8 protein-coding genes are annotated in these 14,268 nt (G+C 64.9%); 4 read left to right on the top strand and 4 right to left on the bottom strand.

What is annotated here, in order from left to right:
• Positions 1-40 precede the first annotated feature (40 nt).
• The 3 genes from glgB to K9B33_RS15880 form a co-directional block, all read right to left on the bottom strand.
• Complete coding sequence (gene glgB / locus K9B33_RS15890) at positions 41-2,200, bottom strand: 1,4-alpha-glucan branching protein GlgB (protein ID WP_224550064.1); 2,160 nt, start codon at positions 2,198-2,200, stop codon at positions 41-43.
• A gap of 21 nt (positions 2,201-2,221) precedes the next feature.
• Complete coding sequence (locus K9B33_RS15885; protein WP_224550063.1) at positions 2,222-4,690, bottom strand: glycogen/starch/alpha-glucan phosphorylase; 2,469 nt, start codon at positions 4,688-4,690, stop codon at positions 2,222-2,224.
• A gap of 130 nt (positions 4,691-4,820) precedes the next feature.
• Positions 4,821-5,969, bottom strand: coding sequence for a serine hydrolase domain-containing protein (locus K9B33_RS15880; RefSeq protein ID WP_224550151.1), 1,149 nt, complete (start codon positions 5,967-5,969; stop codon positions 4,821-4,823).
• A gap of 238 nt (positions 5,970-6,207) precedes the next feature.
• On the opposite strand from K9B33_RS15880, the gene K9B33_RS15875 reads away from it, so the two are divergent.
• The 4 genes from K9B33_RS15875 (at position 6,208) to K9B33_RS15860 (ending at position 13,485) form a co-directional block, all read left to right on the top strand.
• Positions 6,208-6,720, top strand: coding sequence for an RNA polymerase sigma factor (locus K9B33_RS15875; RefSeq protein ID WP_224550150.1), 513 nt, complete (start codon positions 6,208-6,210; stop codon positions 6,718-6,720).
• A 55-nt stretch (positions 6,721-6,775) separates the two neighbouring features.
• A complete protein-coding gene (locus K9B33_RS15870; RefSeq protein WP_224550062.1) occupies positions 6,776-7,747 on the top strand; it encodes a FecR family protein in 972 nt (323 codons plus the stop codon).
• Complete coding sequence (locus K9B33_RS15865) at positions 7,731-10,178, top strand: TonB-dependent receptor domain-containing protein (RefSeq protein ID WP_224550061.1); 2,448 nt, start codon at positions 7,731-7,733, stop codon at positions 10,176-10,178. The genes K9B33_RS15870 and K9B33_RS15865 overlap by 17 nt, the downstream gene beginning before the upstream one ends.
• A 97-nt stretch (positions 10,179-10,275) precedes the next feature.
• Complete coding sequence (locus K9B33_RS15860; RefSeq protein ID WP_224550060.1) at positions 10,276-13,485, top strand: autotransporter domain-containing protein; 3,210 nt, start codon at positions 10,276-10,278, stop codon at positions 13,483-13,485.
• Between the two features lie 155 nt (positions 13,486-13,640).
• Here K9B33_RS15860 and K9B33_RS15855 read toward each other — a convergent pair.
• Positions 13,641-14,268: hypothetical protein (locus K9B33_RS15855; RefSeq protein WP_224550059.1), on the bottom strand; the 628-nt coding region annotated here is incomplete at its 5' end.

Here is a 14,268-nt window from a genome sequence, read left to right as displayed (position 1 = left end):
CCTCATTTCGCCCGCGACTGCCTGCACGCGCCGTCGGTGTTCAATAATCCAATTCCAGCATCAAGGTTGCAAAGGGCGGGATGGTGATGTTCGCCCACCCTTCCTCGTCCGCCTGCACCTGACCCATGTTACCCGCGCCGCTGCCGCCATAATCGGCCGCATCGCTGTTCAATATCTCGCGCCAGCGCCCGCCCGACGGCAGCCGCATGCGATAGCCATGCCGCAGCATCGGGGTGAAATGGCTGATGACGACGATCGGCCGGATGCCGGGCGCGCGCCGTTGCCAGGCGAAGATCGAATCCGCGGCGCCATCCACCAGCACCCATTCAAATCCTTCCGCCTCGCAATCGCGCTCATGCAGGGCGGGGCGGGATCGATAGAGATGGTTGAGATCGCCGACGAGCTTCTGCACCCCCAGATGGGGCGCATGGTCGAGCAGATCCCAGTCGAGCGCGCGCTCTTCGCTCCATTCGCCGCGCTGGGCGAATTCCTGCCCCATGAACAGCAGCTTCTTGCCGGGATAGCCCCACATGAAGCCGTAATAGGCCCGCAGCGTCGCGAATTTCTGCCAGTCGTCGCCCGGCATCTTGTGCAGCAGCGAGGCCTTGCCATGCACCACCTCGTCATGGCTCAGCGCCAGCACGAAATTTTCGGTAAAGGCGTAGAGCAGGCCGAAGGTGATATCGTCATGATGATGGGCGCGATGCACCGGATCGCGCTGCAGATAGCGCAGCGTGTCGTGCATGAAGCCCATATTCCATTTGAAGCCGAAGCCCAGCCCGCCAGTGTGGACCGGTTTCGACACGCCGGGCCAACTGGTCGATTCCTCGGCGATGGTCATGATGCCGGGCTGCGCACCATATAGCGCCTTGTTCATCTGCTGGAGGAAGGCGACCGCCTCCACATTTTCGCGGCCGCCATGGTCGTTGGGCACCCATTCGCCGGGCTTGCGCGAATAATCGAGGTAGAGCATCGAGGCGACGGCATCGACGCGAAGCCCGTCGACATGATAGCGCTCGGCCCAGAATAGCGCATTGTTGACCAGATATTGCGCCACTTCGCGCCGGCCGAAATTATAGATGGCGGTGTTCCAGTCGGGGTGGAAGCCCTTGCGCGGGTCGGCATGTTCGTAGAGCGCCGTGCCGTCGAAATGCGCCAGCCCATGTTCGTCGGTCGGGAAATGCGCCGGCACCCAGTCCAGGATGACGCCGACCCCCGCCCGATGCGCCCCATCGACGAAGCGCGCGAACCCCGCCGGATCGCCGAAGCGTGCGGTCGGCGCATAGAGGCCCAGCGTCTGATATCCCCAGCTCGGATCATAGGGATATTCGCTGATCGGCAGAAATTCGATATGGGTGAAGCCCATGCCGACGACATAGGGGATCAGGCGGTTGGCGAGGTCGTCCCAACTGAGAAATTCGCCGCGATCATCGCGCTGCCACGATCCGGCATGGACTTCGTAGATCGACACCGGCTGGCGGCGTGCGTCGGTTGTGCGCCAATGGTCCCGATGGCGATCATCGCCCCATTTGTGGTCAAGCGGCGGCGCGACGATCGAGGCAGTGGAGGGTCGCAATTCGCTCTGAAAGGCATAGGGATCGGCCTTGAGCGGCAGCAGCACGCCGTCCGCGCCGATGATCTCGAACTTGTAGGCGCTGCACGCTCCGACTTCGGGCAGGAAAATCTCCCACAGGCCCGCATCGGCGCGACGGCGCATCAGCCCGCGCCGCCCGTCCCAGCGATTGAAGTCGCCGACCACCGACACGCGCCGCGCATTGGGCGCCCAGACCGCGAAATGCGTGCCCTCGACACCCTCATGCGTCATCACATGCGCGCCCAGCTTGTCGAACAGGCGGCCGTGCGATCCTTGCGCCAGATAATGGTCGTCCATCGGCCCCAGCACCGGCCCGAAGCCATAGGGATCGACCAACGCATAGGTGCCGCCATCCCCAAAGGTGGCGACATAGCGCAGCGGCTGGCGCTTGCGGATGGAGACATTGCCGAAGAACAGGCCATCGCCATGGACCCGCGCCAGAGCGCCGACCGGCTTGCCGTCCAGCGTCTGCGCCGTCACGCTGACCGCTTCGGGCATCAACAGGCAGGCGGTGAAATGCTTTCCAGCCGGATGCACGCCAAGCGTGGCGAAGGGATCGTCGTCAAGGCCCGTGACCAGCCGGTCGATCTGTTCCGGCGTCAGCACCGACCTATCCTTCGCTTACGCTCATGGCGTGATCTTCCATATGTCGGCCGCATATTCGCGGATCGTGCGGTCGGACGAGAACCAGCCCATGCGCGCGACATTGTGGATCGCCTTCTTCGCCCAGAGCGGCTGGTCCAGCCAAAGCGCATCGACCTGTCGCTGGGCGGCGGAATAGCTGTCGAAATCGGCCGCGACCATGAACCAGTCATGGTCGTAAATGCCCTGCACTAGCCCCTTGTAACGATCGGGGTCGTCGGGCGAGAAGACGCCGCTGGCGATCGCATCGAGCGCCTGCCCCAGTTCGCGGCTCTGGCCGATCACCTCGCGCGGGACATAGCCCTGCGCCCGCCGGTCGTTCACCTCCTGCGCGGTCAGGCCGAAGATCACGATATTATCCTCGCCCACATGGTCGCGCATCTCGACATTGGCGCCGTCCAGCGTGCCGATCGTCAGCGCGCCATTGACCGCGAACTTCATGTTGCCGGTGCCCGACGCTTCCATGCCCGCGGTCGAAATCTGTTCGGAGAGGTCGGCGGCGGGGATCATCACCTCCGCCATCGAGACATTGTAGTTCGGCACGAATTGCAGCTTGAGCAGCCCCTGCACCGCCGGGTCGTGATTGACCGCACGGGCGACATCGCCCGCCAGTTTGATAATCAGCTTGGCGTTGTGATAGCTCGACGCCGCCTTGCCGCCGAACAGCTTCACCCGCGGCACCCAGTCCTTTTCCGGGTGCGAGCGGATCTGGTCGTAGAGCGACACCGCCTCGACGATGTTGAGCAACTGCCGCTTATATTCGTGGATGCGCTTGATCTGGATGTCGAACAGGGCGGCGGGGTCGACCCGCGCATTGACCCGCTTGCGCAGCAGGTCCGACAGGGCGGCCTTGTTGGCGCGCTTCACCGCGACGAACTTTTCCTGAAAGCCGCTGTCGTCGGCGAAAGCGTCCAGATCGCGGAGCGCTTCGGGATCGTCCAGGAAACGGTCGCCGATCGCCTCGCGGATCAGCCCGGTCAGGCCCGGATTGCACTGCATCAGCCAGCGACGGAAGGTGACGCCGTTGGTCTTGTTGTTGATCCGCGTCGGATAAAGCTTGTGCAGGTCGGCGAAGACCGTGACCTTCATCAAATCGGTATGCAGCGCCGACACGCCGTTCACGCTGTGCGAGCCGGCAAAGGCGAGGTTGCCCATGCGCACGCGCCGGTCGCCGCCTTCGTCTATCAGGGATATGGCGCCGATCGCGCTGTCGGTGAACTGGCCCGATTTGCGGGCTTCGCCCAGCAGCTTGCTGTTGATCGCATAGACGATCTGCATATGCCGGGGCAGCAGCCGTTCGAACAGCGGCACCGGCCAGCTTTCCAGCGCTTCGGGCAGCAAGGTGTGGTTGGTGTAGCTGAAGGTGCGCCGGGTGACGTCCCACGCCTCGGCGAAATCCACGCCATGATCGTCCAGCAGGATGCGCATCAGCTCCGCCACCGCGACCGCGGGATGGGTGTCGTTGAGCTGGATCGCCGCCTTGTCCGGCAGCGTCAGGATGCTGCCGAAATATTGAATATGCCGCCGGACGATGTCCTGTAGCGAGGCGGAGGAGAAGAAATATTCCTGCCGCAGCCGCAATTCCTGCCCTGCGGCCGAACTGTCGGCGGGATAGAGGACGCGGGTCAGCGATTCCGCCCGGTTGCTCTCCGCGAGCGCCCCCAGATGGTCGCCGGCATTGAACTTGTCGAGCAGGATCGGGTCGATCGGCTGCGCTTCCCACAGGCGCAGCGTGTTGACCCGCTTGCCGCGCCAGCCCGCGATCGGCGTATCATAAGGCGTGGCGATGACGCGCTCGGCCGGCCGCCAGCGCATCTGGTGCGGCCCGGCATCCTCGCCCTCGGCCGGATCGACCCGTCCGCCGAAACCGATCTCGTAACTCGCCTCGCGCCGTTCAAACTCCCACGGATTGCCGTGCGCCAGCCAGTTTTCGGGCAGTTCGACCTGCCAGCCGTCGCTGATCTCCTGCCGGAACATACCGTTCACATAGCGGATGCCATAGCCATAGGCGGGCACGTCCACCGTCGCCATGCTCTCCATGAAGCAGGCCGCCAGCCGCCCCAGCCCGCCATTGCCCAGCGCCGCATCCGGCTCCAGCGCGGCGATGATGTCGATATCGACCCCCAGGGAAGCGAGCGCCGCCTGCATGTCGTCCAGCATTTCCATGTTGGACGCCGCATCGCGCATCAGCCGGCCGATGAGGAATTCGAGGGACAGATAATAGACCCGTCGTCCTTCCTCCTCATAGGTTTTCTGCGTCGAGATGATCCAGGCGTCAATCACCCGGTCGCGGATCGCGAGGATGACGGCATGCAGCCAGTCATGCGGCTTGGCCGCCGCCGCATTCTTGCCGATGCGATAGGTCAGGCGCTCGACAATCTCATGGGCCAGGACTTCCGGGTCCACCTGCCGCGGTGCGGGTATGGGAAGCTTGGTCTGGCCCTTGAGATTCACAGGCGCGGTCCCCCTTCGCTGAGTCGGACCCGATGATGACACAGCCCCCCGCGCCACGCCATGCACATTTTTGCAGCGCAGCAAGAAATATCGGCTGTTTTCAGCCGTTTTCGGATGGAACCTTACGCCGTTATCGCCCTATTACGGCCCCGGCCACGCCAGCGCGCAGTTCGGCGCGCACCGGATAGGTGCTGGAAGGCAGATGCTGGGTCATGAAAATGCCGATCAGCCGTGCGACCGGATCGATCCAGAAATAGGTCGAAAACACACCACCCCAATAATATTCGTGGCTTTCCATGCCCATGGCGAAACCCAGGCCGAAGCCGACGCCCTGATAATCCGCTTCGCTGAACATTGCGCTGGACAGGCTGGACAGGTCGCCGCCGCCCGGCAACTGGTTGCTGCGCATCTGCTCCACCGTCTCCGCCGCCAGCAGCCGCACGCCGTCCAACTCGCCGCCGCGCAGCAACATGCGGGCGAAGCGGTGATAGTCCGCCACGCACGACACCAGCCCGCCGCCGCCCGACAGGAAACGCCCGGTGCGGCGCCAGCCGCTGCGCGCGCCGATGTCCGCGATGGCAAGGCCGCCCGCCTCGTCCAGCCGCCAGGCGTCGGTCATGCGGTCCGCCTTGTCATCGGGCAGGACGAAGGTCGTATCGACCATCGCCAGCGGATCGAAGATGCGGGTGCGGAAAAACGCCTCCAGGTCCATGCCCGACAGTCGTTCGACCACGACGCCCAGCACGTCGGTCGACACCGAATAATTCCAACGGTCGCCCGGCGAAAATTCCAGCGGCAGGGTGGCGAGGTGGGCGATGAACTGGTCTGACGTGCGCTTCTGCTGGAACTCGTCCAGGCCCAGCTTGCGATAGCGCGCATCGATCGGGGTCTGGCGTTGCAGGCCATAGGTCAGGCCGGACGTATGCCGCAGCAGGTCGATCATCCGCATCGGCCGCTTGGGCCTGGCGCGATTGGCCTGCCCCACGCGCAGATCGGCAAATTCGGGGATGACGTCGGCGACGGGCGTATCGAGCGCGACCCGCCCGGCCTCCACCAGCATCATGAAGGCCACGGACGTGACCGGCTTGGTCATCGATGCGATGCGGAACAGCGCGTCGTCACGTAGCGGCTCCCCGGTCGCCCGTGCCGCGCCGCGCGTCACCGATAGCAGCGGCCGCTCGTCGCGCGACAGCAGAAATTGCATGTGCGGCAGCTTGCCCGTGACCAGATAGGTGCGGTCGAGAACGCCGACCAGCGCCTCCAGCCGGTCCGGGTCCATCCCCGCCGCCTGACACGCCGCCCTGTCGATGCCGTTTACGCCGATGCCGTTTACGCCGATGCCGTTCGCGCCGATCCCCTCCGCACCGATTCCGTCCGCCATGCCGCTCGCCGCTCCGCTAATCATCCCTCCCGCTAACCCAGCGACGCGGACAGGTAAACAGCTTGGACGTTGCCAAGACCCCACCCGCCCCTCTATGGCAACGCGCCAGACCATATTGACTGGACGCATGACAGGCATGGCCACCGGCCTCTCCGCAATCTTCATGGCCAACCGCGCCGCCCTGCTCCGCTTCTTGCGTGCGCGCGGGGCGGGCGAAGATGCCGAGGATCTGTTGCAGGATATGTGGATGAAGCTGGAGGCGAAGGATCTTGGCCCCGTTTCCGATCCGCTGCCCTATCTCTATCGCATGGCCAACAATCTGATGCTGGACCGTTATCGCTCGGCCACGCGGCGCGAGCGGCGCGAACAGGATTGGGCCGGGGGCGCGGGCGGCGTGATGGCCGATCCGACCGAGGATATCGCCGTCGACGACCGCATGGTCCTCAACGAACAGCTGGACCAGGCCCGCGCCGTGCTGCGCGACCTGGGGCCGCGGGTCGAAATGGTGTTCCGCCGCTTCCGGATCGAAGGCGTGGGCCAGCGCCTGATCGCCGATGAACTGGGTGTCAGCCTGACCACGGTGGAGAAGGATTTGCAAAAAGCCTATCGTGCGATGCTGACGCTCAAGCAGAAACTGGATACGGAATGAGCGCGGCGGCGGCGTCAGTGCCGACAAGGGGCACAAAAGAAACGGGGCTGGAGCCATGATAAACGAGGAGGCGCTGGGCTGGGTCATCCGCACGCGCGATCCCGACTTTGCCGACTGGGACGCCTTCACCGCATGGCTGGAGGCTGATCCTGCGCATGTGTCAGCCTATGACGCGATGATGCTGGCAGACGGCGAGTTGGACAGCATCCTGCCGTCCGATCCGGTCGCCATGCCCCCCATATTGCCAGTCCCGGCGAACGATCCGGGTGTGCGCCCCCGCCGTCCGCTGCGCTGGATCGGCGGCGGCGCGATTGCGGCCGCACTGGTCGCGACCGTCTCGATCGCCGTCCTCAACCGCAGCGATATCTACAGCGTCAGCACCCGCCCCGGCGAAACCCGCGTGATCGCGCTGGACGACGGCACCAGCGTCGCACTGAATGGCGGCACGACGATGCGCTTCGATCGCAAGGATGCGCGTTTCGCCGCGCTCGACACGGGCGAAGCCGCCTTCACCGTGCGCCATGACGCCGCCAACCCGTTCCGCGTGACCGTGGGCGACACGGTGTTCGAAGATGCCGGCACGATATTCAACATCGTCCACACCAACGCTGCGACCCGCATCGGCGTGTCGGAAGGCAAGGTGATCTACAATCCGCAGGCCGAAGCGATCGCCCTGCCTGCCGGTCGCGCGCTGGCGGAGGACGCGCAGGGCCTGCGCGTGATGGACATCGCGCCCGCCGCCGTCGCGAGTTGGCGTCAGGGGCAGCTGGTCTACAGCAACGCCCCCGTGACGCAGGTGGCGGAGGACGCCGCCCGCTCGCTCGACCTGACGGTATATTTCACGCCGCAGGCGCAGGCCATGCGTTTTACCGGCACGATCCGGCTGGATCGCGATCCGGCGCGCTTCCTTGCGCAGGCCGCGCCGCTGATGGGGCTGACCGCCGTGCGTCAGGGCGATGGCTGGCTCTTGCAGGAAGGGCCAATGAAAGAAGGGCCAATGAAAGAAGGGAATGGGCCGCAGAGCTGACCTCCTTTTCGTCACCGCCCCCGCAATCGCGATCGTCCTAGCGACGGCAACGCCCGCATCAGGGGCGGACAGACAGGATATCAGCATCGCCCCCGGCAGGTTGGGCGAGGCAGCGATAGCGCTCGGCCGTCAAACCGGCGCCAGCATCGGCATGTCGGACCAGTCGCTGGCCGGCATCCGCACCCCTCCCGTCCAGGGCCGGATGAGCGCGGAGGCGGCGCTCAAGCAACTCCTCAAGGGCAGCGGCGCAAAGGCGCAGCGGATCGGCGGCAATGGCTGGCGCATCGTGCGCGCCCGCATCGCGCCGGCGCGCCCCGCCGTTGCGCCCGCCCCGATCCAGATCGCGCCCATAGCCGAACAGGCGCCGGCGGAGATCATCGTCACCGCGTCCAAGCGCGACACGCCGCTGCCCCGCTATGCCGGCATGGTCGAGGCGCTGGACGCCGGCCTGTTCACCACAGCCGAAGCATCGGGTGGCACCGCCACGTTGCTGGCGCGCGTCGCCAGCCTCAGTTCCACCCATGCCGGGGCGGGCCGCAACAAGCTTTTCATCCGCGCGATCGCGGATTCGGGGGTCGCCGGACCGACCCAGGCGACCACCGGCCAGTATCTGGGCGACATGCGCCTGAACTATGCCGCGCCCGACCCGGACCTGAAGCTCTATGATGTCGGCCGGGTCGAGGTGCTGGAGGGGCCGCAGGGTACGCTCTATGGCGCGGGATCGTTGGGCGGCATCATCCGCGTCATGCCCAATGCGCCGAATCTCGCCGAATATGGCGGACAGATGTCGGCCGGCCTGTCCGCCACCCAGCATGGCGATCCGGGCGGCGACATCAGTGCGACGCTCAACCTGCCGATCGTGGCGGAGAAGCTGGCGCTGCGCGTCGTGGGTTATGGCGTGCGGGATGGCGGCTATATCGACGACGTCAATCGCGGCAAGGATGACGTCAACCGCACCGGCACCTATGGCGGCCGCGCCGCGCTGCGCTTCGCGCCCGACGCCGACTGGACCATCGACCTGAACGGCGTCTACCAGCATATCGACGGCGACGACGCCCAATATGCGACCCGATCTGTCGGCCGGCTGGAACGCGCCTCCGCCGTCGCCCAGCCCTATTATTCGGACTATATGCTGGCCAATCTGCGGATCGAAAAACAATGGGACAGCCTGCGCTTCGTCTCTTCGACCGGCTATGTCCGCAACATATTGGCCGAAAGCTATGATGCGACCCAGCCGGACGGACCGCCCGCCCTGTTCCGCCAGCGCAACAAGGTCACCATCTTTTCGACCGAGAACCGGCTGGTGCGCGATCTCGACAACGGGCTGGGCTGGATATTGGGCGCCTCCTATCTGCAAAGCACGTCCGACCTCAATCGATCGCTGACGTCCTTCGGCACCGCCGCGATGCAGCCCGTCATCATCCCCGGCGTCGCGATGTTCGGCCGCGGCATGGCCGCACCGGCAACCGGCGTGCGCAACATGGTCAAGGAAGCGACCCTGTTCGGCGAAGCCTCCTTCGAACCGGTCAAGGGGCTGATCGCGACCTTTGGCGGCCGCCTGACCAACAGCCGCCTGTCGGGCGAGGCGCTCGATCCGGTCGCCGCGCTTTCCGACAGCGAACTGGCGCGCGCGGAGGCGCAGGCCGACCGCAGCGAAACGATATTCCTGCCCTCCGCCTCGATCTTGACCGACGCCATCCCCGACGTGACGCTCTACGCCCGCTTCCAGCAGGGCTTCCGCCCCGGCGGCCTGGCCGTCGACGACCAGCGGGTGCGCCGGTTCCAGAATGATCGCGTGTCCACCGTGGAGATCGGCGCGCGCAAGGGCGTGCCGGGCCGCGACCTCTTCGCCGCGAGCGCCAACATCGCCTATACCGACTGGCGCAATATCCAGGCCGATGTCACCGACCGTATCGGCCTGCCCACCACCGCCAATATCGGCGACGGGCGCATCTACACGGTCGAAGGGCGCATCGTCGTACGGCCGACCCCGGCGATCACCCTGGACGGCAGCGTCATCTATAATGACAGCCGCCTGACCCAGCCCAATGATTTCGTGCGCGCGCTCTCCTATGACGGCCGGTCCCTGACCCTGCCCAATGTCGCCAATCTGGGCGGCCGGCTGGCGTTCGACTATCGGACGCAGATCGGCGGCGAGATGGATCTGCACCTGTCCGGATCGGCCCGCTATGTCGGCAAGTCGCGCCTGGGCGTCGGGCCGATATTGGGTCAGACCCAGGGCGACTATGTCGATACCAGCCTGTCCGCCAGCCTGACCCGCGGGCCGGTGCAATATTCGCTGTCGCTGACCAACCTGATGGACAGCGACGGCAACCGCTTCTCGCTCGGCACGCCGTTCGACCTGCGCACCGACTATTATACGCCGCTGCGGCCACGCACCGTCCGCTTCGGGATCGATTTCGCTTTCTGAACAACCATTCATCGCATCGCCTGACGGAAGCCACGGTCCGGCGTCGTCCCATGCGCACGCGCGCATTTGATACAGCGCGATACGCAGAGGAGACATCATGCGACATCTACTGGCCTGCACGGCGATCGCGCCCGTGCTTGTGGCCCTTACCGTGGCCAACGCCGCGGCCGAAACCACCATCGCCACCGCCACCACCGCTGCCGTCAAGACCTCCACCGTGGCCAACGGTGCGGCTGACGACATCACCATCAGTGCGGCGGGCTCGATCAAGCTGACCAGCGGCGCCGCGGTCACGGTCGACAGCAACAACAAGGTGTCGAACGCGGGCACCATCACCATCAACGACGCGAACAATGTCACCGGCATCCTGATTGCGCCCGGCACGACCGGCGCCATCACGAACAGCGGCACCATCACGCTGACCGAAGATTATACCGCGACCGACACGGACAGCGATGGCGACATTGACGGTCCCTTCGCCAAAGGCACGGGCAAGACCGCGATCTGGGTCCAGTCCGGCGCAGGCCATACGGGCAATATCGACCATAGCGGCACGATCTCGATCGAGGGCAACCAGTCGGCGGGCATCCGCCTCGATGGCGCGCTGACGGGCAATCTGTCGACCAGCGGCACCACCAGCGTGATCGGCGACAACAGCTATGGCGTGGTCGCCAACGACGTGACCGGCAATGTCACGTTGCGCGGCACCACCTCCGTCGCGGGCGCCAACAGCATCGGCGCGGCGCTGCTGGGCGATGTGAACGGGGCGGTCAAGATCCAGGGTACGATCACCAGCACCGGATACCGCAGCACGACCCGTCCGACCGACGTGACGAAGCTCGACGCGGACGACCTGCTGCAGGGCGGTTCCGCGCTCGTCATCGCCGGCAATGTGACCGGCGGCATCATTTTCGACGTCCCCCCGACGCTGGACGACAAGGACACCGACGTCGATGACGACGGACTGACCGACAGCAGCGAAGGCACGGCCGCCGTCATCTCCTATGGCAAGGCGGCAGCGGTCCAGATCGGCGCGGCCGACAGCGACACCGTCATCGGCGCGGTCGCGGCAGGCAACACCGGTTACGGCCTGATCGTCAATGGCGGTATCGCCGGCTATGGCGTCTATGACGGCATCGATGCCAACGGCCTGGTCATCGGCGGCCTGGGCGGCGACGTGTCGATCGCCAAGGGCGTGCAGGTGAAGGGGACGGTTGCGGCCGTTTCCTATGACAGCAACGCCACCGCCCTGCGCGTCGGCTCCGGCGCGAGCGCCGGCACGATCGAGGTCAGCGGATCGGTGGCGGCCAGCGGATCGACGAAGGACGGCACGGTCGCACGCGGCCTGGTGATCGACTCCGGCGCGACGGTGGGATCGATCGTCGTCAGCGGCGCCGTGGGCGCGGCCGCAGGCAGCACCGAAAAGGGCAGCGCGATCGCGATTCTCGATTCTTCAGGCACCGTGTCCAGCCTGGCCAATACCGGCAAGATCAGCGCCACCGGCGGCAAGACGGGATCGAACATCGCGATCGACCTGTCCGCCAACAACAGCGGCGTCACTTTGACCCAGGCGCTGGCATCCTCGACCGCCACCGCCCCCAGCATCATCGGCGATATCCGCCTGGGATCGGGCAATGATGCGCTGACCGTGTCGGCCGGCAGCATCACAGGCGACCTCAGCCTGGGTGCGGGCAATGACAGCGTCGCCCTGTCGGGCACGTCCAGCCTGACCGGCAATATCGCTTTTGGCGCCGGTGCCAACAGCCTGACCCTGACGGACACCGCCAAGGCCGCCGGCACGGTCGATTTCGGCGGCGGCGCCGGCACGCTGACGCTGGGTGGCACATCGTCCCTGTCGGGCACGATCGCCAACGCCGGCAATGTCGCCGTCGTGCTGAATGGCGGTACATTGGGCAGCAGCGCCACCGGCTCGGTCGCGCTCGGCTCGCTCTCCGCCAGCGGTACATCGACCCTGGGCGTCACCATCAACGGCGCAACCGGGGCCAGCACCGTCTATGACGTGGCCGGGGCCGCCAGCTTCGCCAGCGGATCGCAGGTCAAGGTGAACCTGACCCAGGTCGGCGGATCGGTGGGCGACTATGTCATCGTCCGCGCCGGATCGCTCAGCGGTTCGCCGACGCTCGCCACCGCCACGCTGCTGCCCTATATGTTCAAGGGCAGCGTGGCCGGCGACAGCACGGCCGGCACCGTCACCCTGTCCGTCGCGGCCAAGAGCGTATCGGAACTGGGCCTGAGCGGATCGACCGCCAGTGCCTATTCGGCGATCTTCAACGCGCTGGACAATGACGCCGGTGTCGCTGGCGCCTATCTGGCGATCGACGACGGGGCGACCCTGACCAGCAACCTGCGCCAGATGCTGCCCGACCATGCCGGCGGCACGTTCGAAGCGGTCACGTCGGGTTCGCGCGCCACCGCCCGCATCCTGTCCGACCCCAACGGCATTTATCGCACCAAGGACGGACGCCTCGGCTTCTGGCTCCAGCAGGTCGCCTTCGGCAGCGCCAAGAGCGTGGGCAGCACCGCTTCCTACGACATCACGGGTTGGGGTGCGGGCGGCGGCCTGGAATATCTGAGCGACATCGGCGCGTTCGGCGGTTCCTTCGCCTATATCCATGGCAGCGACAGCAGCGGCAGTTCGAACAATGCGGTCGATTCCGACCAGTTCGAGCTGGCGGCGCACTGGCGCGGCCAATGGGGGCCGCTGCTCAGCTTCGCCCGCCTGTCGGCCGCCCGCATCAAGTTCGACGGCACCCGCCATTTCGAAAGCGGCGACGTCACCCGCACCGCGGACGGCAAGTGGAACGGCACGCTGATGTCCGCCACGGCGGGCGCGGCCTACCAGATCGACATGGGCCGCTTCAGCCTGCGTCCGGCGGTCGGCATCGACTATTACCGGCTCAAGGAAGACGGTTATAGCGAAACCGGCGGCGGCGACGCATTCAACCTGACCGTGCTGGGCCGCACCAGCGACGAACTGACCGCCAACGGCACGGTCACGGCCGGATATGATTTTGGCAGCCTGAACAGGGAAGACGGCTGGGTCCGCATCGAACTGGAAGGCGGCCGGCGCCAGATACTGGGCGGATCGCTGGGCGACACCACCGCCTCCTTCAAGGATGGCGACCAGTTCACGCTGGTATCGGAAGACCGCACCAACGGCTGGACCGGACGCGCGCGCCTCTATGGCGGCACCGACACGTTCCGCGTCGGCGGGGAATTCGGCGCGGAGGAACAACAAAATCACGTCGCCATCTCATTTAGGGCGACGGTTAACTTCGTCCTGTGACGTCTTGAACAGGAAAGGACGGGCCACACCCCACAGACCCTCCCGGTCCGTCCCTTCCGCTCCGGCAATATCCCTCCCCAAGGGCGCCGGGCATAAAAGAGGGGCGTCGCCGGCCCCCGGCGGCGCCCCTTATTTATTCAGCCGAAAAAACTAAATTAAGGTATGTGAAAATCGTAAATCCGGTAAGATTCACTTCCAGCTCGCAGTAAAAATCCATATTCTCCAGAGAGTAACGGAGAATTGGATGAAACTTTAAAAGCTCCATCTCCGATCTCCTCTACCGAAAATTGAATAGTTTCCTTGGGATCTATTCCAATACTTCCTACAAACATAGTTTGCTTTCGTATCAAAATTTCGCGCTGACTATTTTTTTCTTTGAATCGAATAAGACTAAATTCCGTAGGGGATTGTGCGGCTGCGGTAGCAGAGGTGCCAAATTCACCAACCTTTGCATCATCCGTCTCAAAGTAAAAAAAGAATTTTGGCGACGACGATGTTGAAACCGACTGAGCAGAAGCACGAGGAATTGCTAACTTAACGCGAAATGGGAAAAGCAAACTGCCATTACCAGTAACTGTGCCGCCACTGGCATTGGTCGGTCGTATTTTGACCAGCTTGTGCGCCGTATCTGTGCCTAAATCTATATATAAGCCAGGGCTTCTCTTGACAGTTGGATCAGATGCTTCATTGACCGCGCCCTGCGATTTTGATGCACCCGTACAACGATCAACCATTGCGGCGATCACGACGTTAGCTACGCCTGCCCGTTTTAGCGTGACCAGA

The organism is Sphingobium sp. 3R8 (genome assembly GCF_020166615.1).
GTDB classification, from domain to species: domain Bacteria; phylum Pseudomonadota; class Alphaproteobacteria; order Sphingomonadales; family Sphingomonadaceae; genus Sphingobium; species Sphingobium bisphenolicum.
Note: the sequence above shows the minus strand (reverse complement) of the source record. Positions and strands in the feature narration are given on the sequence as shown.

Bases quoted from the DNA above. Each gene is read 5' to 3' on its own strand.
- K9B33_RS15880 (WP_224550151.1), bottom strand. From the start codon at position 5,969: ATGGACCCGGACCGGCTGGAGGCGCTGGTCGGCGTTCTCGACCGCACC.
- K9B33_RS15875 (WP_224550150.1), top strand. From the start codon at position 6,208: ATGGCCACCGGCCTCTCCGCAATCTTCATGGCCAACCGCGCCGCCCTG.
- K9B33_RS15870 (WP_224550062.1), top strand. From the start codon at position 6,776: ATGATAAACGAGGAGGCGCTGGGCTGGGTCATCCGCACGCGCGATCCC.
- K9B33_RS15865 (WP_224550061.1), top strand. From the start codon at position 7,731: ATGGGCCGCAGAGCTGACCTCCTTTTCGTCACCGCCCCCGCAATCGCG.
- K9B33_RS15860 (WP_224550060.1), top strand. From the start codon at position 10,276: ATGCGACATCTACTGGCCTGCACGGCGATCGCGCCCGTGCTTGTGGCC.